Annotated in this window: 25 protein-coding genes, 1 pseudogene and 3 riboswitches; of the genes and pseudogenes, 11 read left to right on the top strand and 15 right to left on the bottom strand. The window is 45.8% G+C overall.

All coding sequences use genetic code 11. The features are described 5' to 3' along the window. Positions 1 to 49 precede the first annotated feature (49 nt). On the top strand, positions 50 to 244 hold the full coding sequence (locus NYE68_RS07515) for an alpha/beta-type small acid-soluble spore protein (RefSeq protein WP_003154717.1): 195 nt from the start codon (positions 50 to 52) through the stop codon (positions 242 to 244). A gap of 6 nt (positions 245 to 250) precedes the next feature. Here the strand turns inward: NYE68_RS07515 and NYE68_RS07510 are convergent, their stop codons facing one another. The 4 genes and pseudogenes from NYE68_RS07510 to NYE68_RS07495 all read right to left on the bottom strand — a co-directional run bounded on the left by NYE68_RS07510 (position 251) and on the right by NYE68_RS07495 (position 4112). Further along, entirely contained in the window at positions 251 to 1420 is a 1170-nt protein-coding gene (locus NYE68_RS07510) for an anti-sigma factor domain-containing protein (protein WP_007407209.1), read from the bottom strand. Then, positions 1417 to 2172, bottom strand: a complete 756-nt coding sequence (gene sigI, locus NYE68_RS07505) for an RNA polymerase sigma factor SigI (RefSeq protein ID WP_003154719.1) — start codon at positions 2170 to 2172, stop codon at positions 1417 to 1419. The genes NYE68_RS07510 and sigI overlap by 4 nt, the downstream gene beginning before the upstream one ends. 276 nt (positions 2173 to 2448) lie before the next feature. Continuing rightward, positions 2449 to 3451 (bottom strand): annotated as a pseudogene (locus NYE68_RS07500) (TerC family protein). 25 nt (positions 3452 to 3476) lie between these two features. Then, on the bottom strand, positions 3477 to 4112 hold the full coding sequence (locus NYE68_RS07495; RefSeq protein ID WP_172437942.1) for a DedA family protein: 636 nt from the start codon (positions 4110 to 4112) through the stop codon (positions 3477 to 3479). Positions 4113 to 4645: 533 nt separating this feature from the next. Between NYE68_RS07495 and NYE68_RS07490 the strand changes: the two genes are divergently transcribed. Both NYE68_RS07490 and NYE68_RS07485 read left to right on the top strand, forming a co-directional pair. After that, positions 4646 to 5527 (top strand): Ku protein, encoded by an 882-nt coding sequence (locus NYE68_RS07490; protein ID WP_007610913.1) that lies wholly within the window; start codon positions 4646 to 4648, stop codon positions 5525 to 5527. 2 nt (positions 5528 to 5529) lie between these two features. Further along, positions 5530 to 7365, top strand: coding sequence for a DNA ligase D (locus NYE68_RS07485; protein ID WP_053573374.1), 1836 nt, complete (start codon positions 5530 to 5532; stop codon positions 7363 to 7365). Positions 7366 to 7374: 9 nt separating this feature from the next. On the opposite strand, the gene NYE68_RS07480 is transcribed toward NYE68_RS07485, so the two are convergent. From NYE68_RS07480 to NYE68_RS07465, 4 genes are all read right to left on the bottom strand, one after another. Further along, the gene (locus NYE68_RS07480; protein ID WP_015417328.1) at positions 7375 to 7929 is read right to left on the bottom strand and encodes a hypothetical protein; all 555 of its coding nucleotides are present in this window, start codon (positions 7927 to 7929) and stop codon (positions 7375 to 7377) included. A 179-nt stretch (positions 7930 to 8108) separates the two neighbouring features. Then, entirely contained in the window at positions 8109 to 8573 is a 465-nt protein-coding gene (locus NYE68_RS07475; protein ID WP_007610911.1) for a MarR family transcriptional regulator, read from the bottom strand. A gap of 142 nt (positions 8574 to 8715) precedes the next feature. Further along, positions 8716 to 8898 (bottom strand): Fur-regulated basic protein FbpA, encoded by a 183-nt coding sequence (locus NYE68_RS07470; protein WP_003154731.1) that lies wholly within the window; start codon positions 8896 to 8898, stop codon positions 8716 to 8718. A gap of 88 nt (positions 8899 to 8986) precedes the next feature. Further along, positions 8987 to 9142 carry a hypothetical protein gene (locus NYE68_RS07465; RefSeq protein WP_003154733.1) on the bottom strand — a complete coding sequence of 52 codons (156 nt, stop codon included), beginning with the start codon at positions 9140 to 9142 and terminating at the stop codon, positions 8987 to 8989. Positions 9143 to 9336: 194 nt separating this feature from the next. On the opposite strand from NYE68_RS07465, the gene tnrA reads away from it, so the two are divergent. Further along, positions 9337 to 9669: a MerR family transcriptional regulator TnrA gene (tnrA, locus tag NYE68_RS07460; RefSeq protein WP_003154734.1), complete on the top strand. Its 333-nt coding sequence runs from the start codon at positions 9337 to 9339 to the stop codon at positions 9667 to 9669. A gap of 35 nt (positions 9670 to 9704) precedes the next feature. Here the strand turns inward: tnrA and mgtE are convergent, their stop codons facing one another. The 3 genes from mgtE to NYE68_RS07445 all read right to left on the bottom strand — a co-directional run bounded on the left by mgtE (position 9705) and on the right by NYE68_RS07445 (position 13054). Further along, positions 9705 to 11060: a magnesium transporter gene (gene mgtE, locus NYE68_RS07455; RefSeq protein ID WP_012117400.1), complete on the bottom strand. Its 1356-nt coding sequence runs from the start codon at positions 11058 to 11060 to the stop codon at positions 9705 to 9707. Between the two features lie 234 nt (positions 11061 to 11294). Further along, a riboswitch (M-box (ykoK) riboswitch) is annotated at positions 11295 to 11460 on the bottom strand. 106 nt (positions 11461 to 11566) lie between these two features. Further along, the gene (locus NYE68_RS07450; protein ID WP_003154740.1) at positions 11567 to 11704 is read right to left on the bottom strand and encodes a transcriptional regulator SplA domain-containing protein; all 138 of its coding nucleotides are present in this window, start codon (positions 11702 to 11704) and stop codon (positions 11567 to 11569) included. 87 nt (positions 11705 to 11791) lie between these two features. Beyond that, a complete protein-coding gene (locus tag NYE68_RS07445; RefSeq protein WP_095352191.1) occupies positions 11792 to 13054 on the bottom strand; it encodes a glycoside hydrolase family 18 protein in 1263 nt (420 codons plus the stop codon). A 148-nt stretch (positions 13055 to 13202) separates the two neighbouring features. Then, positions 13203 to 13316, top strand: a riboswitch (TPP riboswitch). Between the two features lie 179 nt (positions 13317 to 13495). Between NYE68_RS07445 and NYE68_RS07440 the strand changes: the two genes are divergently transcribed. From NYE68_RS07440 to NYE68_RS07430, 3 genes are read left to right on the top strand one after another with little or no spacing between them, the layout of a single operon-like run. After that, on the top strand, positions 13496 to 14095 hold the full coding sequence (locus NYE68_RS07440; protein WP_003154744.1) for an ECF transporter S component: 600 nt from the start codon (positions 13496 to 13498) through the stop codon (positions 14093 to 14095). Continuing rightward, complete coding sequence (locus NYE68_RS07435) at positions 14082 to 15719, top strand: energy-coupling factor transporter ATPase (RefSeq protein WP_324635921.1); 1638 nt, start codon at positions 14082 to 14084, stop codon at positions 15717 to 15719. Before NYE68_RS07440 ends, NYE68_RS07435 begins: the two co-directional genes overlap by 14 nt. Further along, positions 15694 to 16455: an energy-coupling factor transporter transmembrane component T gene (locus NYE68_RS07430; RefSeq protein WP_022553447.1), complete on the top strand. Its 762-nt coding sequence runs from the start codon at positions 15694 to 15696 to the stop codon at positions 16453 to 16455. Before NYE68_RS07435 ends, NYE68_RS07430 begins: the two co-directional genes overlap by 26 nt. A gap of 45 nt (positions 16456 to 16500) precedes the next feature. On the opposite strand, the gene NYE68_RS07425 is transcribed toward NYE68_RS07430, so the two are convergent. Then, on the bottom strand, positions 16501 to 17334 hold the full coding sequence (locus NYE68_RS07425; protein ID WP_095352195.1) for an STAS domain-containing protein: 834 nt from the start codon (positions 17332 to 17334) through the stop codon (positions 16501 to 16503). A 219-nt stretch (positions 17335 to 17553) separates the two neighbouring features. On the opposite strand from NYE68_RS07425, the gene NYE68_RS07420 reads away from it, so the two are divergent. Together NYE68_RS07420 and metE are read left to right on the top strand one after the other, a co-directional pair. Beyond that, positions 17554 to 18513, top strand: coding sequence for a S8 family peptidase (locus NYE68_RS07420; RefSeq protein ID WP_042635138.1), 960 nt, complete (start codon positions 17554 to 17556; stop codon positions 18511 to 18513). A 139-nt stretch (positions 18514 to 18652) separates the two neighbouring features. Beyond that, positions 18653 to 18807: riboswitch (SAM riboswitch) on the top strand. Between the two features lie 83 nt (positions 18808 to 18890). Next, positions 18891 to 21179: a 5-methyltetrahydropteroyltriglutamate--homocysteine S-methyltransferase gene (gene metE / locus NYE68_RS07415; protein ID WP_324635922.1), complete on the top strand. Its 2289-nt coding sequence runs from the start codon at positions 18891 to 18893 to the stop codon at positions 21177 to 21179. Between the two features lie 50 nt (positions 21180 to 21229). Here the strand turns inward: metE and yeiL are convergent, their stop codons facing one another. Then, complete coding sequence (yeiL, locus tag NYE68_RS07410) at positions 21230 to 21901, bottom strand: transcriptional regulator YeiL (protein ID WP_039251696.1); 672 nt, start codon at positions 21899 to 21901, stop codon at positions 21230 to 21232. Between the two features lie 81 nt (positions 21902 to 21982). Here yeiL and NYE68_RS07405 point away from each other — a divergent pair, with 81 nt between their 5' ends. Next, positions 21983 to 23167, top strand: coding sequence for an MFS transporter (locus tag NYE68_RS07405; RefSeq protein ID WP_015417320.1), 1185 nt, complete (start codon positions 21983 to 21985; stop codon positions 23165 to 23167). Between the two features lie 295 nt (positions 23168 to 23462). Further along, a complete protein-coding gene (locus NYE68_RS07400; RefSeq protein ID WP_064107718.1) occupies positions 23463 to 24488 on the top strand; it encodes a hypothetical protein in 1026 nt (341 codons plus the stop codon). 20 nt (positions 24489 to 24508) lie between these two features. Here the strand turns inward: NYE68_RS07400 and NYE68_RS07395 are convergent, their stop codons facing one another. Both NYE68_RS07395 and NYE68_RS07390 read right to left on the bottom strand, forming a co-directional pair. Next, positions 24509 to 25636 (bottom strand): glycosyltransferase, encoded by a 1128-nt coding sequence (locus tag NYE68_RS07395; protein WP_020955708.1) that lies wholly within the window; start codon positions 25634 to 25636, stop codon positions 24509 to 24511. Between the two features lie 4 nt (positions 25637 to 25640). Next, a complete protein-coding gene (locus tag NYE68_RS07390) occupies positions 25641 to 26102 on the bottom strand; it encodes a hypothetical protein (protein ID WP_032866098.1) in 462 nt (153 codons plus the stop codon). Between the last annotated feature and the right edge of the window lie 16 nt (positions 26103 to 26118).

Here is a 26118-nt window from a genome sequence, read left to right as displayed (position 1 = left end):
AAACTAAAATGCGAAAACACATCTTGCCAGAGAAAAGGAGATGAAAAAGATGGCGAGCAGAAATAAACTCTTAGTTCCAGGGGCTGAGCAGGCACTTGACCAATTTAAATACGAAGTGGCTCAAGAATTCGGCGTGAACCTTAGCTCTGATACAGCAGCACGCGCAAACGGCTCTGTAGGCGGGGAAATGACAAAACGTCTTGTACAGCAGGCTCAATCACAATTAAACGGGAAAAATCAATAATGCAGCTTATTCGCCGGGACTTCTCGGCGAATTTTGATATTTATCGGCATTCTCCTTTCCGTGCCGGTAGCCATTCGGATTCCTTCGGTCTGATGAATCTTCATGATGCCGATAGGATTCCCAATGTTCATTGCGATCATGATTCCAGTAATGATTGTAATACTTTTGCTTAGGCTCTTTGTCATTTCCGTTTTCCTGAGGATTTTGTGTTGGGGGCTGCTCTGTTTCCCCATCTTGTTCCTTCTGTGTGTTTTCCTCTGATCCGGAAGCTGCATTTTTTTCGGTTTGCTGATTGCCGTCCTGACTGTCCGGCTTCGCTTCTTCCGTACCGGGCGTTGTTTCATTGTTTCCCGGCTTCTCTGCTGCCTTTTCTTCATCAGGAGCTGTCTTTTCATCAGCCGCCGGCTTTTCTGTGTCCGGCTGCTCGCTTTGATCAGCGTCTGTTTCGGTATCTTTTTGATCTGTTTCATTGCCGTCGGTTTGCTTTTCAGGCTGTTTTTCTTCTGTTTTCTTTTCGTTTCTTCTTATGTAGCTGCCTGTTGACATCCCTTCCTGTTTTGCTTTTTCTCTTGTTTCCATATCAGATTCAAGCGATTGGACCTGGTAGGTGCCCTTATATTTTTCAGTCATGTCAGCCAGCTGTTTTTTAACGCCTTTTTTATATGTATTGTCATCCGTATTTTCATAAACCGTGGAAATTAAAATCTCTTTTGATTCCTTTACATATCCATGCTTGCTGCAATCGGTAATAATATTACTGATGACTTCTTTAAAATCGCTGCTTTTCCAATCTCCGATGTCACTGATGACCTGTTTGGCGTCATGGTTCAGCGGTGTCAGTTCAATGACTTCATATTTGCTGTTTAAAGCCATTTCAATGCTGGGATTAATGTCAAGCGTCATATACGCGTAAGCTTTGTTATCAGAAAAAACCGGGAGCAAAATTAAAATAAACAAAATAATAGCAGTCATCGTAAACACTCCCAATTTAAAAGGGCGCAGTTTCAGAAAATCAAAAAAGCTGGCCCTTCTTCCCATACGCGTTTCGCCTTCGAACGTAATTTCCTCTCCGATTTCACAAGTGCGGTGATCATTTTTTGTTTTTAAAAATTGTCCGTCAGGGGTTAGCAACGTGACGAATTTTTTATTTTTCTCTACTATGATCCCTCTTCTCATGAGTGCAACACCCCTTTAAGATAATCTTTTAAATAAATATAATCACCGGTAATAATAATACTCATGGCGATGATATATTTTCGGTTCCGTTCGATCGTTTTTCTGCTGACCGACACGAGCTGCTCCAGCTGCTTGACAGGAAGCTGTTTTTTCTGGTGCAAAATGGACGCCAGCTCTTCATTTTCAACAAGCGTGTAGGCTACCTTAATCGCATTCTGCCTCGCATCTGTATGCTTCGGCGATTGTTCCAGCAGCTCTTTAAAAGACAGGCCGTATTCTTTCAGCTGCTTCTGAAAAAAAAGAATTTCTTCCCGGCGCTGTTCCTGTTCTATCTGTTTGCGGTATTCATCAATGGAAAGCTCCGCTTCGATAAGGCTCTGCGAAGATTCCTGGTCGTCGCCTTCCTGCACATCCATATTGATATGCTGAGCGGTTCTTGCTTCTTTTCTGATATAGTCTATCACTTTTCTTTTTATAATCAGCTCTGCAAATGCAAGCAGCGAATTACCTTTTTCAGCCGAATATTTTTCAATGGCTTCGTTAAACGCGATCAGCCCGATGCTGAATTCGTCGTCTTTTTCATCTATATATCGTTTACAAACGGATGAAACCGTCTTCGCGATAAAAGGCTTATATTGCTGTATTAAATCGTTCTGCAGATCTTTGTCGCCTTTTTGTATTTTTTCAACAGATGTTTCAAGCGTTTGCTTCTTTTTTCCCAATTTAAACAAAAGGCTAAGCACTGGTTTCACCTCAGTTCCTCCCTATAACTACTCATAATCATAGCTAATTTAGTAGGGATTCGCAAAGGAAGAAAAAGAGAAATCGATTTCATTTGTCTCAATTATGACAAGCCAATAAGACGTACTATACATGATTTCGTGCCCCCATGCAGAATTAAGGGGGTTTTCTCTGTGTTTTTTGTAACAATGCTGTTATAAAATTGTTATCATATGTCTTAAATGTAAGCGTTTCAAACAAAAAAGGGAACCTGCTTTATAAAAAGCCAGACTCCCTTTTTGATCATTTTACGCGTGTTCTCTTTTTTCCGATTCCGCGTCAGACTCTATTTGTTTTGCTCCTGACATAAACCATCCGCAAACCGCAATGGCAGCCAGAACCGCCCAGAAAATGATTTTCCAGGCCGCCGAATGGATGACATCTGCCGGAATTATACCGAGTTCCTCATGGGCCAATGTATAAAGAGCGAGCTTCACGCCTACCCATCCGACAATCACAAATGCCGCCGTTTCAAGGCCCGGCCTGGTTTTCAGTAAGGATACGAACATCGATGCCGCAAAACGCATAATGATTAAACCGATTACGCCGCCGGCTAAAATAACGAGAAACTGACCGCCGTCCAAGCCGCCGATGGCAGGAAGCTGAGTTCCCGGGAGCGTTACGGCAAGCGCGACCGCCGCTAAAATGGAGTCAACGGCAAAAGCGATGTCCGCGAGCTCCACTTTCAAGACAGTCTGCCAAAACCCGCTTTCTTTCTGCATTTTCTGACCGGCGTTATCTTTAAATACATACCGCTTCAGCAAATGGCTGACCGCAATGTAAAACAGATATAACGCGCCGACGGCCTGGACCTGCCAAACATTCACCAGAAAAGAAATGGCGAACAGCGACCCGAAACGCAAAATAAATGCGCCCGCCAATCCGTAAAATAAAGCCTTCTTCCTTTGTTTTTCAGGAAGATGCTTCACCATCACAGCCATCACCAGCGCGTTATCCGCCGCCAAAATCCCTTCAAGCCCGATTAAAACGAGAAGAACCCATCCATACTCCAATAATAATGCAAAGTCCAATCCATTCCCTCCGTTTCTTTTTTCTATCATCCGAGCTTATACCGGCGGTTTTTTACGCAAAAAAGACCTTTGCCGATATAAGGCAAAGGTCTTGCTAGACATGAATGATTGGCATGCCAACAAAGCCGATGGATATAATCCATGAATTGACGACTTTGTTTCCGGAATATCCGGACGCTACTCCCCTTTGGGATTTCAAGAAATATTTGTTTATACGCATATGATAAAGCCTGTTTCATCATTTGTCAACGCTTAACTTTTTTAACAAATTGAGAAATTTTTTCTGTTTTGGCCCGCTGTTTTCTTCTCTTTAAAAACATCCAAAGAATGAGAAGCAACACAATGAATATACCGAGCGGCAGCATATATTGATCGAGAATGGAACCGACGCTTTTCCAATTTTCCCCGAGTTTCATTCCGAGGTATACGTAAGCAAATGTAATCGGCAGCATCGCTGCATATGTATATAGAGAGAACACCCAGACATTCATCTTCGCAATGCCGCACGGCAAAGAAATCAGCGTCCTGACCCCCGGTATAAAACGGCCGCTGAACGCGACCAAACCTCCGTGCTTCTGAAAGAAATCATCTGATTTCTGCAGGGATTCGGGTTTTATCCATATATACTTTCCATATTTCAGCAAAAACGGCCGACCGCCCAGCCTGCCGATTCCATATAAGACAAGCGGACCTGAAACACCGCCGAGCGAACCGGCAAACACGGTCCCGGCAAGTGTCATATCCCCTTTTGAGACCCAATAGCCCGCTAGCGGAAGAACAATTTCCGCCGGGATGAATTCTATACTGAGCGCCAAAAAAATCCCGGCGTAAGATAAGCTTTTAAACGCCTCTATTATTGATATGATGAATTCTTCGATGATCTATCACTCCCGGCTTACGTCTATATTCCGAAACTTAAGAATGATTTTAACACAAAACCTTGAGGCTGAAATATCTTTTAGACATGCCCGTTATAAATGTGAGTCGTTTCAGATCGGTATAGCGGGAGGGAATGACATGCGCAATACAACGTCCCGCCTGTCTCCTGATTGCTTGTCTGGCGGCGTTTACATCACTTAAGATCTCCGGAAAAGTAAGCGGCGGCTGACCGCGGATTCAGTTCATATGGGAGCTGGAAATTTTCTCAGTCACCACATGGGAATGCGTGGGCATTTCCCGGGGAATGATTTTGTATAATCTTTTTGATTACCGCTGATGATTTTCAGGGACTTCAGCGCTTTAAAGAACTTACCGATTCACTGATTGTAAATAAAGAATTCATTTGCTTTTCAGCCGACCATTTCCGCCTGAGGAAATGGAACAGCCGCTCCATGAAGCGCCGCAACACCCATAAGTTGCTACACATGGAACGGACCCGTTTATCCACAATAAAGACAAAAAGGAGTTTTTATTCATGCACACGATGTGGAAGGGTTCGATCAGTTTCGGCCTCGTCAATATCCCGGTCAAGCTCTTTGCGGCCACTGAAGATAAAGATATAAAATTCCGCAGTCTTCATAAAGAAGACCATGCGCCGATTAAATACGAAAAAATCTGCACCGGATGTGAAAAAAGTCTGGAGCCTGATGAAATCGTGAAAGGCTATGAGTATGTAAAAGGGAAATACGTCATTATGACAGACGAAGACTTGAAAGACGTAAAACAGGAACATGAAGAAAAAGCGGTTGAGATTGTTGACTTTGTCCAGCTGCAGGAAATTGATCCGATTTATTTTAACCGGTCATATTATGTCGGGCCGGGAGATAACGGCACAAAAGCCTATACACTTCTGCGGGAAGCGCTGAGGACGACGGGTAAAATCGGGATTGCCTCCATTACGATCCGCTCTAAACAGCAGCTTGCGATTCTTCGCGTGTATGACAACTGCATCGTGATGGAATCCATTCATTATCCGGATGAAGTCAGAAATGCCGGACATGTGCCGGGTGTTCCCGAGCAGACAGCCGTTAATGAAAAAGAGCTGCAGACGGCGATTACGTTAATTAATGAGCTGACAACCGAGTTTGACCCGGAACAATACGAAGATACGTACCGGAAAGCCCTTCTCGCTAAAATTAACGATAAGCTCGAACATGAGGAAGCGGGCGTGACACCGGCTGCTGCCGGCCCGCGCGAAGATGTCATCGATCTTGTCAGCGCGCTTCAGGCAAGCATTGACCGGACGAAGCGGCCGGATCGCGAACAGGCTGCGCCGGCGCGGACAAAAGACGCCGCGTCAGCAGGCGGCGGAGGCAAAAAGCAGAAAACGACCAGACAAAAAGCCGGAACGTCTTAATCATGGTGCTGACGATGCAGCCGATTTTGACCTCTGTACCGCCTGAAGGCAGTGAGTGGCGCTATGAGGTAAAGTATGACGGGTTCCGCTGTCTTCTCCGCATAGACGAAAGCGGCGTGACATTAACCAGCAGAAACGGCCAGACGCTGACGAGTCAATTTCCGGAAATCACAGCTTTTGCGGCTCGGTGTTTTCAGCACATGAAAGACAGGTTCCCCATTACGCTTGACGGAGAGCTTGTCTATTTAATCAATCCGTACAGAGCGGACTTTGAGCATCTTCAAATCCGCGGACGTTTAAAACGGACGGAAGCAATTGAAAGCAACGCTGATAGACGGCCGTGCCGCTTTCTGGCATTTGATCTCCTCGTTCTGGAAGGCGCCGGCACCGTCTCATTACCGTATGTGAAACGGAAGCGCGCCCTTTCCAAACTGTTTAAAGAAGCAAATCTTCCCGCCTGCCCTCATCACTTAGCGGAAGAAGCGATTCAATACATTCCGGAACACACTGACTTTGATGCGCTTTGGGACAAGGTCGTCCGCCATGACGGAGAAGGTATCGTAGCAAAAAGGGCTTCCAGCGGCTGGGCGGAAAATAAACGCTCCCCCGACTGGCAAAAGTATAAACATATGAAAACGGCACATGTGCTATTAACCGGGTTTAATCCGAAGAACGGGTATGTAACGGCCTCTGTTTTAAAAGACGGCATCGCCGTCCCGATCGCGTCCGTTTCCCACGGCATGCAGGCGGAAGAAAAAAACGCCGTCAGAACCATTATGGAGACCCACGGAAAAAAACAAAAAAGCGGCGAGTATACACTTGAGCCTTCTATCTGCATGACCGTGCAGTATTTAACCATATTGCAGGACACGCTGCGTGAAGTATCTTTTGTGTCTTTTCAGTTTGAAATGGATTGGACGGAATGCACGTATCAACAGCTTATCCTTCACTCTAAAACGCTGCCGCCGAAGCTGCAGTTCACAAGTCTGGATAAGATTGTTTTTAAAAAACGTGAAAAAACGAAAGCAGATTTCCTTAGTTATATGGTGAAAATGAGCGATTTTCTGATGCCCTTTCTTAAAGATCGTGCCGTCACGGTGATCCGTTATCCGCACGGCGCGCCTGGCGAATCTTTTTTTCAAAAAAACAAACCGGACTACACGCCGGACTTTGTCTCAAGCGTGTTTGACGGGAGCCACGAGCACATCGTATGCAGCAGCATACCGTCACTTTTATGGCTGGCTAATCAGCTGGCGCTTGAATTTCACGTTCCGTTTCAGACAGTGCATTCTGAAAGGCCCGCAGAGATTGTCATTGATCTTGATCCTCCGTCAAGGAATGATTTTCCTATGGCAGTGGAGGCTGCGCATGTGCTGAAACAGCTGTTTGACTCATTCAGCATTACGTCATTCCCGAAGCTCTCCGGAAATAAAGGCATTCAGCTCTACATCCCGCTTTCACCGGAAGCATTCACCTATGAAGAAACCCGTGCGTTCACAATGCTCGTCGCCGATTATTGCGTCAGGACGCGGCCGGATCTTTTTACGACAGAGCGGTTTATCAAAAACCGAAACGGCAGACTCTACCTAGATTATTTGCAGCATGCCGAAGGGAAAACCATTATCGCCCCCTATTCGACCCGGGGCAACGAATTGGGAACGGTTGCGGCTCCCCTTTATTGGAGCGAAGTCAACTCCTCTTTAACACCTGATGATTATACGATCGATACAGTAGTGAACCGCGTCAGGACAGAGGGAGATCCGTTTTATGATTTTTACCGGAACCCGCAGGACGGCCCGCTTTCAATCGTGCTTGAGCAAATCAAGAGAAAGAGCTGACGCTTTTTGTCAGCTCTTTTCAGTCTGATACGTGCACATCAATTTTTCTTTGGAAATAAATAAATAGCAGGAGTAAGGAATGTTTTTGAGGGTGAGCTGTTTTGCAGTAAAGTATAAAATGGGAATATGGGCCGCTTTCTTAAACAGCCTGTAGCAGCCGCTGGACGGTTTTATCACATCAAAACCGAGTCTCGCAGCTCCTTTATGAAGCATTGTAATGCCGACGACTCCCTTAATCTCGTCTTTCCGTTTATGCTGGTTAATATAATCCGCTAAATGAGGCATGGATTGATATACCTTCTGATATAGCATAATCCCCCTTCTGACCGCGCTTTCAATAGGCTGCAGCTCTTTCAGGAGTTTGACATTATGAAGATGAATCTTAACTAACACGTCGTTTTTTTTAATTCTGGTTCCGTCGCTCAGGATGACATCTTTTCCTTTATATCTAGTCAAACGGACGCGGAATACATTCGATTGCCGTTTATCAATCAGCGTCAGCCGGGTAAAGAAGAAATAAAGCGGATCAAGTAAGTACCATATAGACAGCAGACAGCTTCTCACATGTTCACCTTCTTTATAATCAAAGCACCCTCATATTTTGGCATGGGGCGTGTCACATTATGATTGGTAAATAATGATGCCGACCTGTATCAGCTTATGCAAAAACCGCTTCAGGCTCTACTGTCCGGAACAGAAAAAAAACACTCTTCGTGAAGAAGAGTGTCTGTATCCGCTTTCTTTTAACGGAAAAGCAAATGCTGGCTGTGAATTCCCGCTTTTTTCAGTAAGGCTATCAGCTGTTCCTGTTCCTCAGGCATAAGTCCTGAAAACGCTCTCGCAATTCTCAATGAATGAATCGGATAAATTTTATCCAAATACTCGTTTCCTTTATCAGTTAAATGGGCGTAAACAGACCGTTTGTCCTTCGGGTCTTGTTCTCTGACCAAAAACCCGTTTCTTTCAAGCTTGTCGATGACATAGGTGACATTCCCGCTGACAAGCAAAAGACGCGACCCGATTTGCTGAAGCTTTTGCGGTCCTCTCGTATAAAGCAGCTCCAAAACGGCAAATTCAGTCGGATTAAAACCGTGTTCTTTACTGTCGCGGATGCTGTGTTCAGACACACTCTTGAAAGCCCTTGCAAAAACTTTGTACAAATTCATCGAACGCATCACTTCTTCTTCGTTAAATGATAATCTCATCATATCTACCCCGTATTTAAGATTTTTATAAAAAAATAATGTAAACCCTTACAATTCATAAGAGTCGATCTTTGTTTTATATTCTATTCGTGCCGTTTTTCAGAATTCCTTCTTTTTTATATAAAAAAATACCCTTATACATCATTTAATTTGTATAAGGGTTCCGTTCTTTATAGGGAATGTTCCGAAAAAAATACGCGTATTCCTTTCTCAGCTCCGTAATTGTCATGGAATTGAGTATTTCTTTCGTATAGACTCCGATCTGCAGAAGCTTTTTGGAATAATGGTTTCTCTCTTTGTCCAATGCATTTTGAAGCAAACGACTCATGGCGGCCTCCTTTGTTTTCCGTTATTCTATGATCAGAATAACGCTTTTATATCAAAGACGTATAAAGCCATTGTAAAACTTCTGTAGATTATGATGTTTTTCGGTAAAGTCCGTTCTGGACGGCTCTGAGCAGCGGAAAAGCATGTTCTCCGGCAAGCTGCATGAACGCCTCCAGCATTTCGTCGCGTTTCATATCTAATTCAATGATTTCTTTTGCCAGCGAAACCGCTTTTTCTTTCTCCATTCCTATCCTTCCTCCTCATTGTGTCTGTATAGTACAGCATAAAACGGGGCACAGGACCATGCATTAACCTTGTCAATTTTTCTGCCGCTTTTTTTCTAAAATTTTCTATTCCGCGTCAGAAAACCTGACAAGCGTCAGGTTTTTTCTCTTTTTTTCTTATATAATATGAGTAAAAGACATCCAGGGGTGGGAAAATGACGACAGACGAACAATCTTACAAAGATAAAAAAGTAATCTCGATCGGCATTGTAAGCGAATTAACCGGATTGTCAGTCAGACAGATCAGATACTATGAAGAACGGAAATTAATTTATCCGCAGCGTTCATCACGGGGAACGAGAAAGTATTCCTTCGCGGACGTTGAGCGGCTGATGGATATTGCCAACAAGCGGGAAGACGGCGTGCAGACGGCTGAGATTTTAAAAGACATGCGAAAAAAAGAACAGGCTCTCAAAAACGACCCGCAGCTCCGCAAAAAAATGCTGGAAGGACAGCTTAATGCTCATTTTAAGTATAAAAATCGCTGATCAAAAAAGTCCGCCTCCTGTGAGACGGACTTTTTTTATAAAGCATGAAGAAATGCAGTTGCAATGCCGAAATAAATTAATAAGGACAAAATATCGTTCAGCGTCGTAATCAGCGGACCTGATGCAATCGCCGGGTCAATGTTCAATTTATGAAGAATAATAGGGACGATCGTTCCGGCCATCGTACCGATAATCAACGTTGCAAGCAGCGATGAACCGACGACAAAACCGAGCGTTAAGTCTTTCTGCCAGACGGTTGCAACAATCGTAATCGCGATCGCACAGACGATGCCGATATAGATACCGGTTCTTAATTCACGGAAAATCAGTTTAAAGATGGTTTTTTTATTCATTTCTTCTTTAGCCAGTCCTCTGATGACGACGGCGAGTGACTGTGTGCCTGTATTACCCGTCGTTCCCGCGATCATCGGCATGAAAAACGCGAGGGCGACGACTTTTTGCAATGTATCTTCAAAATAATTCAGAATGCTTCCGGAAATCAATCCGATAAACAATAGCAGAATGAGCCAAGGCAAACGGCGGTACGCCGCAACGTACGCTTTCGTATCAAATGTAATCGCCTTACCGGAGGCTGCGAATTTTTCGTAATCTTCATCGGCTTCTTTAATCACGACGTCAATAATATCATCGACAGTGACAATACCGACAAGCACATGATTTTCTTCCACGATCGGAATGGCTAAAAAGTCATACCGCTGGATCAGCCGGGCGACTTCTTCCTGGTCTTGGAGCACCCCGGCCGAGATGACACGTGTAAACATGAGATCCTGCACTTTATCCTCAGGCTCGCCGAGAATTAAATCTCTGTAAGAAAGCACTCCGACAAGCTGCTTGCTGTCATTAATCACGTACAAATAATTTATTGATTCTGCGATTTCTGCAAAGCTTTTCAGCTTCACGACCGCATCTTTTACTGTATAATGCTGCGGAATCCAGACGAAGCGGTTCGTCATCATCCGGCCCGCCGATTCTTGCGGATAGTTCATCAAAAGCTGTACGGCTTTTGATTCCTCAGCCTCCATGCTGGATAAAAGCTGTTCTTTCAGTTCTTCATCCATCTCTTCCAGCAATGCGGCGAGATCGTCGTTATCCATTTTATTCATTGCGAGAGTGGCTTTCGTTTTACCGACTTTATGCAAAACGGCAAGCTGAAATTCCCGCTCCAGCTCTCCGATCATGTCGGTGATGTCATCAACCGTCATATATGACAGATAGCGGGCCCGGTGCTTTTCCGGCATTTCTTTAAACAAAAATGCCATGTCATAGGGCTGAAGCTCATCTATCATGTTTCGGAATTCTTTTATTTTTCCGTCCCGCAATAAAATGATAATGCGTAATATGAGTTCGTCATAGGTCATGTTTTGGACCATCGGGACTCGTACCTCCTTTACGGAGACGCGCCGTCCGTCAAGGGAAGTGCGGCGGTTTGTCTCCTCATCATGTCGTCACTGGTTATCTGGCTGTATATGGGTACTTCTTCTGACATACTCGAATGGGGAGAATCCATACTCCGCACCTCCTTATCATGCTCAGTCGTGTACGTTTTGAGGCATAAAAAAAACCTTCTGATATGAAGGCGAAAACAAGCACGGCAAATAAACGTGCGGGGCCTCCAATCGTAGAGCTTTAGCACTGTATGGCATAGGACAGCCATCCAGCTGCGTTAAGAATCACCTTATGTCGATGATTCCTGTTGACCCATTGGCGTCTTTGGACATTTTTGGGCAGCAGCGTATCTCCATACAGGAGCCTCACCTAACGAAGTTCTTATTTGAATTGACACACTGAGATTACAGAAAAAAAAGGAATGTGTCAACCTTAAATTTGTGATTTCAGCACATGCCTATAAAATAAACGGAATAAAGGCATAAAGCCCTTATTCCGGCAAATCGCTTTCATCCTCTTCTGAAAGGAAATGATAGGATTCATGCAGCATGAGCGCGTACTCCCCTTCTTTTGTCGGATGCGGTACATACTCAGCCTCGTTGATATACTGCTCTTCCCTTTTCTTCATATGACAGACCTCCTGTTCAATTTTAGATTGTCCAAAAGAAGACCCGTTATCATAGGAAAAAAATCACTTGCGGAGCGGGACATGCAGCTATATTTTTCGGATCGTGAAAAAGTTCCTAAGCAGCCACGGGCCCGGTTTGAAACCGAGCGTTAATTGCCACGCGCCGATCGCCTGCAGTCCGAACTCCCGAACGAGAACCATTTTTTCACTCATGCTCCGCACATCCTCAAACCACACTTCATGCGTTCTTCCATTTTCATCAGTATACCGGAAGTAAGGGGAACGCTCCTGCTGGGAATAACGGATCACTGATTGATGCTTCATGGCCGTTTCCATGGCGCGCTGATTGGAGATGGCGGATCCGATCGTTCCCGGACGGTACGGAATCACCCAATCATACCCGTACAGCGGAACACCGAGAATCACTTTTCTTCTCGGCACCCTGCTGATGGCAAAATTGATCGTTTGCCTGACCTCTGTCAAAGGCGCCACGGGTCCCGGCTCACTGCCGGCGTGGTGCCAGTCGTACGCCATAATGAACATATAATCGACGACGGCTCCGATTCCGCCGTAATCATATCCCCTCAGCCACGGCACTGCATCACTTGTTTTTGCCGGAACCGATATCGTTAACGCGAGCTGATGCTCCGAAAGCCGGGTTTTTAACTGCCGGAGAAATCCTGTGAAGAGGTCCCTGTCAGCTTCTCTGATCCGTTCAAAATCGATATTTACACCGCCGTATCCCTTTCTTACGGTTAAGGAGACGATATTGTTGACGAGATTCGTTCTTGCCGTCGGATTTTGCAGCACTTGATGGGCTAATTCCGGACTGAATCCCCCTTCTGTCAGATTCGTAATGACGGCAAGCGGGCGCACTCTGTTCTGCCATGTGGTTTCTATTGCGGTTCTGTCGTTTAAATCGTTAATGATATCTCCATTCGGGCCAAAATGATATTCAAACAAAGAAATCGCCGAAGAATACGGCGCAAAATCATTAATTAGCTCTCTATCCGCTTCAGGCGTCCGAATGACATAAAATTGCAGGGTTCCCGCAAGATAGTTAGAGATATCAGGGATCTTCACTTTTATACCCGCCCGCAGCCGGTTCGGCGGAATATCCGGGTTTGCCTGCATCAGCTGCATCTGCGGCACATAAGCCTTACCTGCGATAACGGCATACGTATCATTCGGCTGAACCGTATATTCATTAAGAGGGATTAAAAGCGCCTGCCCCGGAACGATATTCGTTTCCTCAAGCCCGTTGACACTTCTGATGCTGTCAACAGGGAATCCGTACTTTCTGCTGATGGAAAATAACGAGTCACCAGACTGCACTGTATGAACAAACATAGATGTCCTCCGTTTCCTTTTGATCAAAAGGGCTCTTCTTATCTTTATGAATGATCATCCGGTCCGATTCCAAACTCTGTTCGGAGAAAGGCTGTTTACAAATCAGACATGATCAACTATGATGATGTCATCATAAAAAACTGTATAGGAAACGCACTAGGGGTGCTGTTATCGGCTGAGATAAAACATGCGGCAGGCGTGTTTTGATCCCTTATAACCCGATCTGGATAATACCAGCGTGGGGAAGTGCAGATTGACCGGAGCGCAGGTTTTTTCCCCATGCGTTTTCGTTCTGCTGCTGCATATTCCCTCGGATATGCAGTTTTTTATTTTTCATTAAAAAACGGGGGAGGACACCGCAATATGAAACTGAATATAAACCGCCTGTAAAATCATCTCTTTCATACATACCACTATCCGATAAGAAAGCAGGAGATCACAATGAAAAATTGGAAAATGAGAGAAATTGTCGTCATGTCCGTCATCAGTGTTGTATTTGCTGTCATTTATTTAGTATCAACTCATGCAAGCAATATAGCGGCAGGGTTTTTCGGCCGGATGAGCTACGAACCGATTTACGGTATCTGGTTTATCGTCTCGGTGATTGCCGCGTACATTATTCAAAAACCGGGAGCGGCTCTCGTTTCTGAAATCATCGCCGCGTTTGTGGAGTGCTTACTCGGAAATCCGTCAGGACCGATGGTGATTCTGATCGGGATCGCACAGGGAATTGGTGCGGAAGCGGTCTTTTTAGCGACACGCTGGCGGGTGTATACCCTGCCCGTGCTTCTTTTATCCGGTATGGGGTCTTCTGTGACGAGCTTCATTTATGACTTGTTCGTTTCGGGATACTCTGTTTTGAATCCGGGTTTATTAGCCGTCATGCTTCTCATCCGTCTGGTCTCAGGTGCGCTTCTTGCCGGCCTTCTCGGCAAAGCAATCAGTGATGCGCTGGCTTACACAGGAGTGCTGAACGGCATGGCGCTCGGAAAACAATTCAAGAAGAAAAAGAAACAGGTGAACCAAGATGCAGGTATCTGATCCCCTTCTATCGGCCGGCCGTCTTACCTTTTCTTATGATCAGGATGAAAAGCCGATTCTTCAAAACGTGTCCTTTCAGCTCCGGAAAGGAGAGCGGGCTTTATTGCTCGGGCCGAGCGGATGCGGCAAAAGCTCGCTCGCTCTCTGTTTAAACGGTCTGTACCCGGAAGCATGCGATGGGGTTCAATCGGGAACCGTTTCTTTATACGGAACACCTCTTTCACATCTGACAGAGCCCGCCGCCAGAGCCATCGGCGTCGTGTTTCAAGATCCGGACCAGCAGTTTTGCATGCTGACGGTTGAAGATGAAATCGCCTTCGGCCTGGAAAATTTGCAATATACAAAAGAAGATATGGACGCAATCATCGATGACGTTTTAGAAAAATTAGAGATCACTCATCTGAAAACGCGAACGATCGCTTCGCTGTCAGGCGGTTCAAAACAAAAAGTGGCGCTTGCCTGTATCATTGCGATGGAACCGGAACTCATTATTTTGGACGAACCGACGGCACAGCTTGATCCATATTCCGCACGTGAATTAGTGCGGCTGATCAAAGATCTTCAAGCAAAAAAAGGCTTCGGCCTTCTCGTTATCGAACATCAGCTTGATCATTGGGCGCCGTGGATGGACAGGACGATTGTCCTTGACGAAACGGGTCAGAAGGTGATGGACGGAGAGACGGACGTTATCTTTGAAACAAAGATTGAAGAGCTGATAGAGCTCGGCATTCCGATTCCGCGTGTGATCTCATTGCAGGAGCACGTCAGCATTCCTTTTACATTGTGTAAAGAAAAGCTGTTTCAAGAATCTGTACCGTCTCTGCCCGAACCCCGGCCCGCCGCACTTTCGGCAGAAGACGCGCTGAGCGTTCACGAGCTGTCATTCTCAAGAGGGGCAGACGTCATTTTTCAAGATGTGAGCTTTTCCGTAAAAAAAGGTTCAATCACCGCGATTGCCGGCCCTAACGGAACAGGAAAAACAACGCTCCTTTCTGCCGCGGCCAAGCTCATCCGTCCGCTGGGCGGAGACATCAAAATAGACGGCAGACCGATTGATTCCTATTCTGAAAAAGAGCTGCGGCGGCTGATCGGATATGTTTTCCAAAATCCTGAACACCAGTTTGTCACAGATTCCGTCATTCAAGAGCTGATGTTCGGTTTTGAAAGCAGCAGAGCCGCAAAGGAGAAAGCTCTTCAGCTGTTAACCCGATTCGGCCTGAGACGCCATGCCTCACAGCATCCGTTTTCTTTAAGCCAAGGACAAAAACGCCGGCTCAGCGTCGCAACGATGCTTATGCACAATGTGAACGTTTTGATGCTTGATGAACCGACTTTCGGACAGGATGCCAAAACGGCGCGGGAGTGTATGCAAATGCTCCGTGAGATTCAAAAGGAAGGAACGGCTGTTTTGATGGTGACACACGATATGGAACTCGTCTCAGATTATGCCGACACGATCCTTGTGCTCTGCGGCACGAAACTGGTATTCCGGGGAACTCCCGACGCTTTATTTTCTGATAACACCGGGATCGCCGAGCAGGCGCATTTGGCTTTGCCGCTGCGGTATGAATGGATGAAACACGACAGGAGGCGGAGAAATGAACTTGCGGCTGGAGGCTGTTAACCCGTCAATAAAGGCGGCGGCTGTATTGTTATGCGTCATTATGCTGTCGTTTATTTATAATCCGTACACCCCTGCTTTGTTTTATATCATCATTGCGGGAGGCGTCCTCTCGGCGGGGCGTGTGCCGCTGAAAAAATGGCTGCTGTTCACGATTCCGTTTGTCATTCTGGCCTTCGGTTCTTTATGGACAGCCGCCGTATTCGGAAACGTCCCGACAACCGGAAGCAATCTGCTGTTTAAGCTCGGGCCGATTGCCGTCAACAGTGATAACGCGGCGCTCGGGATTTCTATCGCGTTTCGTATTTTATGTTTTTCCGCTTTGTCGATGATGTTTCTTTTCACAACCGATCCGATTCTGTTCATGCTCAGTCTGATTCAGCAGTGTAAGCTGCCGCCCAAGCTTGCATACGGCGTTATCGCGGGGTTCCGGTTTCTCCCTCTTCTGAAAGATGAAATCCTGATTATCCGGCAGGCGCACAGAATCAGGGGCGCGGCGTCTGATTCCGGGCTGAAAGGAAAGCTCTCCGCCTTCAGGCGCTTCACCATTCCGCTATTGGCAGGCGCAATCAGAAAGGCGGAACGCACGGCGATCGCGATGGAATCTAAAGGCTTTACGGGGAGCCGAAACCGCACGTTTTACAGAACTGTTACCGTGCGCCGCGCCGACTGGTGCTTTTTCCTGCTCGTGCTTCTGTTATTCGGCGCAAGCTGGCTCATTTCATTGTTGTTTGTATAAAAACAGGCCGCCGGAGTGATTCGGCAGCCTGTTTTGTTATGTATGTTATTGATGATAATTGAGAGCCTGAGCGAGATTGGACTTGATCGTAATATCTGAGAAATTAATGCCGAGCTGTACGGCGGTTTGAGCGATTTCCGGCCTGATTCCGGATAAAGTGGACGTAACGCCGATCAATTTCAGCGCCTCAACTAATTTAAAAATCTGATGCGCCACCATCGTATCGACAACCACTACACCCGACAGGTCAATTAACAGATGTTCAATCAGCCGTTTTGCACATGTGCTCAGCGTATTTTCAAGAATGAATTTGGCGCGCTCCGTGTCAATATCGCCGACAAGCGGCAGCAGCGCCGTCCGTTTGCTCAGCGTGATAACCGGCGAGCTTAACTCCAAAATCATTTCTCTTTGCGCATTCAGCTGCATTTTTGAGTTATGCTCGGCATGATCGACAAACGTGTAAATCGTAAAATCAAATACTTGTACAATTAAATTCTCCCATTTCTTCCTTTCCCCCTGTGCAAACGAAGATTCATGTTTATCGGCAAACGCATTATAATAACTGACGTATAGTCTCCGGTTTCTCATGAATTCACGGACCACATACTGGACGGGAGTATCCAGATGCTTCTGGTCTTTCGCAAGCTCAATCACCCACCGCTCGAACTCTTCTAAAAATTCTTTTTCCGGCATGATATACATTTTATTAATATGCCGGTAAAATTCTTTATCCTGCTCCGTCAGTTCTTCTGTGATGACGGGATTTGTCAAAGAATAAATCGAATTCGGATCCGAATCTTCCATCGTTTCGATCCACTCTTTCGCAATTTGATCCACTTGTTCTGAAAAATAGTTGTACAATGCTTCACTTATCTTCATATCTCTTCTCCTTTCCCATTTCCAATTATAGCGTCAGCGGATCATGAATGAAAATAAAAGCTGTTAAACTATCCATTTATTTGAAATTTTTTAGTACGATAGATTACGCCTTTTTTATGAAAATGCTTCAAATGACTCTTTCCGGCCGGCATGCTCTGCCATAAAATAGTAGCAACACCCTTGTATCCACTCGCAAGCATAAAAAAGGAGGGCTTTTTTATGAATGGTGAAATGCATTTGATTCCTTATGTCACGGATGAACAGATCATGGAGGTGAACGAGCTTCCAGAGGGTATTAAAGTGATTAAGGCGCCAGAGTTGTGGGCAAAAGGGTTTAAAGGCAAGGATATTAAAATCGCGGTGCTTGACACAGGCTGCGACATCAATCATCCTGATTTGAAAGACCGGATTGTCGGCGGGAAAAACTTCACCGATGATGACGAAGGCAAAGAAGACGCGATTTCCGATTATAACGGACACGGGACACACGTTTCCGGAACGATTGCCGCCAATGATTCAAACGGCGGAATTTCGGGTGTCGCGCCGGAAGCAAGCCTTTTAATCGTTAAAGTTCTCGGCGGTCAAAACGGCAGCGGCAAATACGAATGGATCATTAACGGCATCAACTACGCCGTTGAACAAAAGGCCGATATCATTTCCATGTCACTCGGCGGGCCAAGCGATGTGCCAGAATTGAAAGAAGCCGTCGCAAATGCGGTAAAAAGCGGTGTTCTGGTCGTTTGCGCGGCAGGAAACGAAGGCGACGGAGACGAGCGTACAGAGGAACTGTCGTATCCGGCCGCTTACAACGAAGTGATCGCAGTCGGATCAGTCTCAATCGCCCGTAAATCGTCTGAATTTTCAAACGCCAACAAAGAGATTGACCTGGTGGCTCCGGGAGAAAATATTCTCTCCACCCTTCCCAACCATAAATACGGGAAACTGACGGGCACTTCAATGGCCGCCCCGCATGTGAGCGGAGCGCTTGCCTTAATAAAAGGGCTTGAACAGGACGCGTTTCAGCGGACGCTTTCTGAGGCTGAAGTCTACGCCCAGCTCGTGCGGCGGACCCTTCCTTTGGACATCGCCAAAACATTAGCCGGGAACGGATTTCTGTATTTAGACGCACCTGAAGTACTGATGGAAAGAGCCGAACAGGCACAGCTGCTGTCTTTCTGATATTTTTCTCATATAATGATTGATCAGCTTGTCACATCACCAATTTTTAAAATGTGAGATTTTCTATTGACAGTGATCTGAATAAACTGATAAGATAACCAACAAATGATGTAACTTTTCAAAAAAATTGAAATATTTTCTCTTATCGAGAGTTGGGCGAGGGATTGGCCTTTTGACCCCAACAGCAACCGACCGTAATTCCATTGTGAAATGGGGCGCGTGATTTTTGCGCCGAGACGACTGTCTCATAAGGCACGGTGCTAATTCCATCAGACGTGATCTGAGAGATAAGAGAGGCTTGCATTTTGAAGTTAAAGCCTCTTTCTCTCATGAGAAAGAGGCTTTTTTGTTACATCTCACTTAAAGGAGGAAACTTAATGACAACAATCAAAACTTCGAACCTCGGTTTTCCGAGAATCGGCTTGAACAGAGAATGGAAAAAAGCGCTTGAGGCTTATTGGAAAGGTAAAACTGATAAAGAAACGTTTCTTAAAGAGCTTGACGGTTTATTCTTATCAGCTGTCAAAACACAGCTTGACCAACATATCGATATCGTGCCGGTCTCTGATTTTACCCATTATGACCATGTGCTTGATACAGCCGTCAGCTTTAACTGGATTCCGAAAAGATTCCGCAGCATCACGGATCCCGTTGATACATACTTTGCGATTGCCCGCGGTGTAAAAGACGCCGTTTCCAGTGAAATGACGAAATGGTTTAATACCAACTACCATTACATCGTCCCTGAATATGACGAAAGCATTGAATTCCGTCTGACGAGAAACAAACAGCTTGACGACTACCGCCGGATCAAAGAAGAATTCGGAGCGGAAACAAAACCTGTCATCGTCGGTCCGTATACATTTGTCACGCTTGCGAAAGGATACGAAGAATCAGAAGCGAAAGCGATTCAAAAACGCCTTGTTCCTCTTTATGTGCAGCTGCTGAAAGAACTTGAAGCTGAAGGCGTAAAATGGGTTCAGATCGATGAGCCGGCCCTTGTGACAGCTTCTTCTGAAGACGTCCGTGCCGCAAAAGAACTCTATGAAGCGATCACAAAAGAGCTTTCAGGGCTGAATGTCCTCCTGCAGACATACTTTGATTCGGTTGATGCATATGAAGAACTCGTTTCTTATCCCGTACAGGGAATCGGGCTTGACTTCGTGCATGATAAAGGCAGAAACCTTGATCAGCTGAAAAAGCACGGCTTCCCGAAAGATAAAGTGCTGGCAGCCGGTGTGGTCGACGGCCGCAACATTTGGAAAATCGATGTTGAAGAACGCCTTGACGCGGCTCTGGATATCCTCAGCCACGCTGATGTTGAGGAGTTATGGATTCAGCCTTCAAGCAGCCTTCTGCACGTGCCGGTGGCGAAACACCCTGACGAGCATCTTGAAAAGGATTTGCTGAACGGCCTGTCATACGCTAAAGAAAAACTGGCGGAACTCGGCGTCTTAAAAGAAGGGCTTCTGTCCGGCAAAGCGGCCGTCAGTGAGCAGATCGAAGAATCAAAAGCGGCACTTAAGGCTTTAAAAGCATTCGCAACAGGAGCGAACTCAGCTCAAAAAGAAGAGCTGAATCAGCTGACGGAAAAAGATTTCTCCCGTCCGGCAAGCTTTGAAGAACGATTGGCGCTGCAGAATGAATCACTCGGTCTTCCTCTTCTGCCGACGACGACAATCGGAAGCTTCCCTCAATCTGCCGAGGTGCGGAGCGCACGGCAAAAATGGCGGAAAAAAGATTGGACGGATGAACAGTACCAAGCCTTTATTAATGCGGAAACGAAGCGCTGGGTTGACATTCAGGAAGAAATCGGCTTAGACGTGCTCGTTCACGGAGAATTCGAGCGGACGGACATGGTCGAATACTTCGGTGAAAAACTGGCCGGATTCGCCTTTACGAAATATGCATGGGTGCAGTCTTACGGTTCACGCTGCGTACGTCCGCCTGTCATTTTCGGAGATGTCGAATTTATCGAACCGATGACGGTAAAAGATACGGTCTACGCCCAATCGCTGACGGAAAAACACATGAAAGGCATGCTGACGGGACCTGTCACTATCTTAAACTGGTCATTCCCGCGTGTGGATATTTCAAGAAAAGAAATCGCCTTCCAGATCGGGCTTGCCCTCAGAAAAGAAGTAAAAGCGCTTGAAGATGCCGGTATTCAGATTATCCAAGTAGATGAACCCGCGCTCCGCGAAGGACTGCCGTTAAAAACGCAGGATTGGGATGAATATTTAACTTGGGCCGCAGAAGCATTCCGGTTAACGACGTCTTCTGTGCAAAATGAGACGCAGATTCATACGCATATGTGTTACAGCAACTTTGAAGATATCGTAGATACGATCAATGATCTTGACGCAGATGTCATTACAATCGAACACAGCAGAAGCCACGGAGGATTTTTAGAATACTTGAAAGAACATCCTTACGTGAAAGGCCTCGGACTCGGTGTTTACGACATTCACAGCCCGCGTGTGCCGGCAACTGAAGAAATCTATCAAATTATTGATGACGCGCTTGAAGTGTGTCCGACTGACCGCTTCTGGGTAAACCCGGACTGCGGACTGAAAACAAGACAGCAGGAAGAAACCGTTGCGGCATTAAAAAATATGGTCGACGCCGCGAAACAGGCACGAAAAAAACAAGCTCAGCTTGTATAAAAAAAGAACAGCCATCCGCAAATCGCGGGTGGCTGTTTTTTCTGGGCGTGCTATTTATTCTTCAGCGCCTTCGCAAGTTCACTTAGTGAATCATGCTGCTTAATTTGATAGCCCCGCCCTTCTTTTTGCAAATACCCTTTTTGGCAGAATTGCGTCAGCACATGCAAGAGATGACGGTAAGATACACCCAAATAATCACAGACCGTTACGTGCTTCTCTTTATAAACCCCTTCATAAGCCGTCTGCAAAATAAAATCAGCCAGCCGGTATTCAAGCGGGAACGCCAGACTTTGTGAATATTTCGAAGCCATAAGCGTTGCCTTAGCACTTAGAAACTTAGCCAACTCACGCAGGAATTTCGCATCCTGCAGCAATTGCGCGCGGCAGCGGTAAATAGGCAGAGCAAAACAAACAGTCTTCGCTGAGGCTTGAATTCCTTTTGTGTAATACACTTCATGTAATAGTTCCATCTCTCCGATGTAATCATTTTTGTTGATAAAATTAATTAAAGAAACTTTCCCGTTTTGGTGGGTTACATATATTTTCGCTTTTCCTTCAATCACGTAAAACAGGAAGTCAGGCCTCCTGCCCTCTTGAATAATCCATTCGTCCCGCTCATATTCGCGCACTTCCATAAACTCTTCAGCGGGGAAAGAGAATAAATGCGCGATTGAGTGTTTTTTTAACTGATGCCGCTTTTTCTCGCCTTTATAAATTTCCATCGTCCACCCCAAAAATATGAGATATCTCATATTGTCTTTATGTCTTTACATGATAACATGCCAATTAAAGGAGGAACGGGAATGAAAGCATATCGCTGGATGAGTCTGCATTTTTTTAGTTTCTTTATGACATGGGGTGTTTTTCTGCCCTATTGGACGGGATGGATGGTGCATATAAAAGGGGTTTCCGTATCCGAAGCCAGTTTTATTATGAGCCTGGGCTTGGCGGCAAGAGGGATTTCCACATTATTTTTCTTTCCTTATTTATCAGGAAAATTCAGCAGCAAAGCCTTATTAAACGGCGCCAGAATCGGGACGTTTCTCGCACTTTTATGTTATATTCCCGCTGATTCTTTTCAAAGCCTGCTTCTTGTCACATTAGTGCTGCATGTGTTTTATCCTGCTTTAATGCCTGCTTTAGACAGCGCTTGCGGCGTCCTTGTACAGCATAACGAATTAAAGGCCTATGGGACAAGCCGGCAGTGGGGGTCCGCGGGTTTTGTTTCAGCCGGCGTCATCCTGTCCGTCTTTACAGGTATATTCGGAGATCAAGCGATTTTATGGGCACTGCTTTTGGGCACCCTGATATTCGCATGCCTCAGCTTTATGCATGCGCCAGCTGTTCTTTCAAAACGGCCGGAAACAGACAGCGCAAGAAAAGAGGGCATGTTTGCTTTATTCCGCATCAAATATTTCGGTCTGGTGCTCGCAATCGTTATCTTACTGCAGGCGGCACATGCGTCTTATTACAATTACGGCTATCTCTTTTTGCAGGAAATCGATGCCCCCGCATATGCCATCGGAATCATTATCAACATCGCCGTTATCGCGGAGATTATCTTCTTTGCAATCGCTGACCGATACTTTCATCAATTTACGGCAGGCTCTTTGCTCGCCCTAGCGGCGCTTGGTGCTACCGTACGCTGGATACTCGTATTTGCCTTTCCGCATGTCATCATTTTCTGTATTGCGCAGACGCTGCATGCCTGTTCATTCGCGATGGGACACTATGCATTTATGAAATACTTAATTAAAAATATTTCACCCGCGCAAATTCCGAAAGCCCAAGGCATATATTCAGCGCTTGCTCTCAGCTGGAGCACTGCGGTATTTACTATTTTCGGAGGTTTTTTATATGAAATTGAACCCCGGTATGCCTTTATCGGAATGATTGTTTGTACGATCCCATCCATGCTTCTCGCCCTTTTATACAGAAAACTTGAAATGAAAAAGAGAGTTTTTGCAGGAAACGCACAAGATATATAGCCATCGCTTTATAGACGATCACATGTCCCGCTGTCATTTTGACCGATTTGCGAATGCTGTGCGATGTATTTTCTCTATATTTAAAGTATTTCCTTCATATATGATGAAATCAAAAACAGCGGTATAACCCGCTCAATTGGTTTATAAAGGAAAACCATTCAGAAACTTGGACAGAATCCGTGAATATACTGATACAGTACTGCTTGAATATACTGATACAGTACTGCTTTCGCTCATTTCGGGGAACTTTGTTCGTAATAAAATGATTTTCAGCCAACTCATAAGGAGGGACATTGTGTCACAGCCTAATTTGCCCAATATCACCCCTGTCGTTACACTTTCCAGAGACGATACCATTAACCTTCTTCTTTCGTCAATTGCTATGGAAGAGCTGGGAATGGCACACATTCTGAATGCGGAAGGTGAAAAAATCCAATACGCGCTCGGAGCGATTCCCGGATTAACAGGGCCCCCGTCAAGTCTTGCGGATATTCTTAACCTGAATGAGAGCGTCCGGGATACGCTTGACAGCTTAATGAAACAGGAGCTTCTTCTCGGTTCAAAATTGGACAGTATCTCAAATATCCCTACACTGGCGGGACCGACTGGTGCTACGGGGCCGACGGGACCTACGGGAGCAATCGGACCGGCCGGAGCGACGGGGCCAACCGGATCGATCGGACCTACGGGGGTCACCGGTGCGGGCCTTCAAGGGATTGTTGCTTTTAATCCGCTGATTGCCCCCACTTACACAACCGGACAGGTTGTCTTGTATAACGGAAGCTCTTACGTCGCCAACGTAAACAGCCCGGCGGGAACCCCTGGAGCCTCAGCTGACTATACACTTTTAGCTGCGGCGGGAAGCACCGGCGCTACTGGCGGTACCGGGCCGACCGGAAGCACCGGAACAAGTCTGACAGCAACTTCCGGCTATGCGAGCAATACGGGCGGCGGTGTTGTCGCAGTTATTGTCGGCGGCACGACCATTTCCTTACCGAATGAACAAAACCTTTCGGCAGATATTACGGCTAATGCCGCAAATACCATATTTACCGTTGCTCCGGCGGGACGGTACTATATTTCCTACCATATTAATTTAACGGCCGGCTTGCTTGTAAGTTCGCGTATTTTAATCAACGGCACTCCTCCTGCAAGTTCGATTATCGCCCCGGTCGCGTCTTTGGCAAACTTTAATAACTCCTTTATTGTGACTTTGCCAGCAGGCAGCACCATCCAGCTTCAGCTGTTCGGATTATTGGGTGCGGCCACATTGCTTGGAGGAAGCGTCGGTGCAGCTTTAAACATTATTCGATTATCTTAATGGAACATGCAAAAAAAGGATCAGGCGTTTGTCCGCTGATCCTTTTTTAATTGAGACAGAAGTTCTTTCGCGGGTTTAAATTGAGGATTGAACTTCACGGATTTTTTGGCGTAAGCGATGGCCGTCATATCATGGTTTAATGCAGCATGGCATTTCGCCATATAATAAAAGGCTCTGAAATCGGCGGCACCTTTTAAAATGAAGTGATCAGCGTTTTCTCCTTCAACCTGCGTTCCGTATTCAAATGCTTTGATTGCCGCTCTGTACTTTTCCAAATGATATAATACAAGGCCTTTATAATAATGAAGATTGCTGTAATCAGGATATAGCTTGAGCACTTTTTCAATCCCTTGTTCGGCTTCTTCATACCGTTTGAGCTCAAGCAATATTGTATATTTCAAATAATACAGGAGAGACGGAGGCATTCGTTTTTCGCTTAAAAATTGAAAAATTGAGCCGTTGACAAGATGTAATGCTTTTTCATAGTCTTTGATTCTGTAGCATTCACTTGCCAAATGATAGACAAGCCACGGATCAGGATTTTCCTCTGAAAGCTCTTCATTTAAAATGCTGATATTCCGTTTATGTTTTTGCTTGATCTTTTCTTCCTGCTCCAAGTAGCCGTAGTGATGAATCACACATGGGAGCGTGAAAAAAGCATTGTTTTCTTCCTCATTGGAAGCCGAGATATTCTCGTGAATTCTGCCTTGATACAGAAGGCCTTTATGATTGCGGAACAGTCTCGGCTGCATGCTTTCAAACGCTTCGTTTTCATCGAGCTGCTTCCCCGTATAATTGATGATTTTCAAAAGGCCCCGGCTCGGTAATCCGTCATGAAGCAGCGAAGTTAAAAAACGGCCCGTCTCCTGATCGAGCTCTTCATCCGCGTCAAGCACTAAAATCCAATCTCCTTCGGCATGCTGCAGGGCGTAATTTCTGGCCTTTGCGAAATCATTCTCCCATTCGAAATCAAACACTCTTGCCTGAAAGCTTTTGCAGATATCTTTTGTATTATCTTGTGATCCGGTGTCTGCGATGACGATCTCATCAGCGATGTCTTGTACACTTGATAAACAACGGGAGATGTATCTCTCCTCGTTTTTCACAATCATGCAAAGAGTCAGTTTACATTCAGCATTTCCGCTCATTTTCTCACCTTTCCCGATGTTGGAGTTGTTGATTGAACCAAGGCCGTTCAGGAGTGCCGTTCATCGTGATGATGACAGGCCGCACCCATCTGACGGCAGGTTCGGCAGTTTCCGTATTCCATTCCTGAAGCTGCCTGACAGCCCGCTTCGTAATCGGATGCGCCCGGAATTCGCGCGGGCTTTCAGAAATGAATTTTTTCGTTCGTTCCGTAACTGTCTTCATTTCAAGAAAGTGCCGCTCATACATCTGCTTCTGCTCTTCTTCCAAGCTGATCATTAAAAACAGACGGCCGCCTGTTTCCATCTGCCAGCGGCACAATGCGGAGAACAGCCTGATTTCTTCTTTGTAATTTGAACCCCTTCTTTTATCCACGGTCACAGATAATATATGTAACAGCGCCATCGTGAGACAATGCATGGCTTCAAAAGATGCCTGTTTCGCTTTTGAGATGCTTGGATACGGCATGTGCTTCACCCGTCTC

It is taken from the genome of Bacillus sp. FSL R5-0447, assembly GCF_038606125.1.
In the GTDB taxonomy this organism is placed as follows: domain Bacteria; phylum Bacillota; class Bacilli; order Bacillales; family Bacillaceae; genus Bacillus; species Bacillus velezensis.
The sequence above is the reverse complement of the archived record's forward strand: the minus strand, read 5'-3'. Positions and strand labels throughout refer to the sequence as shown.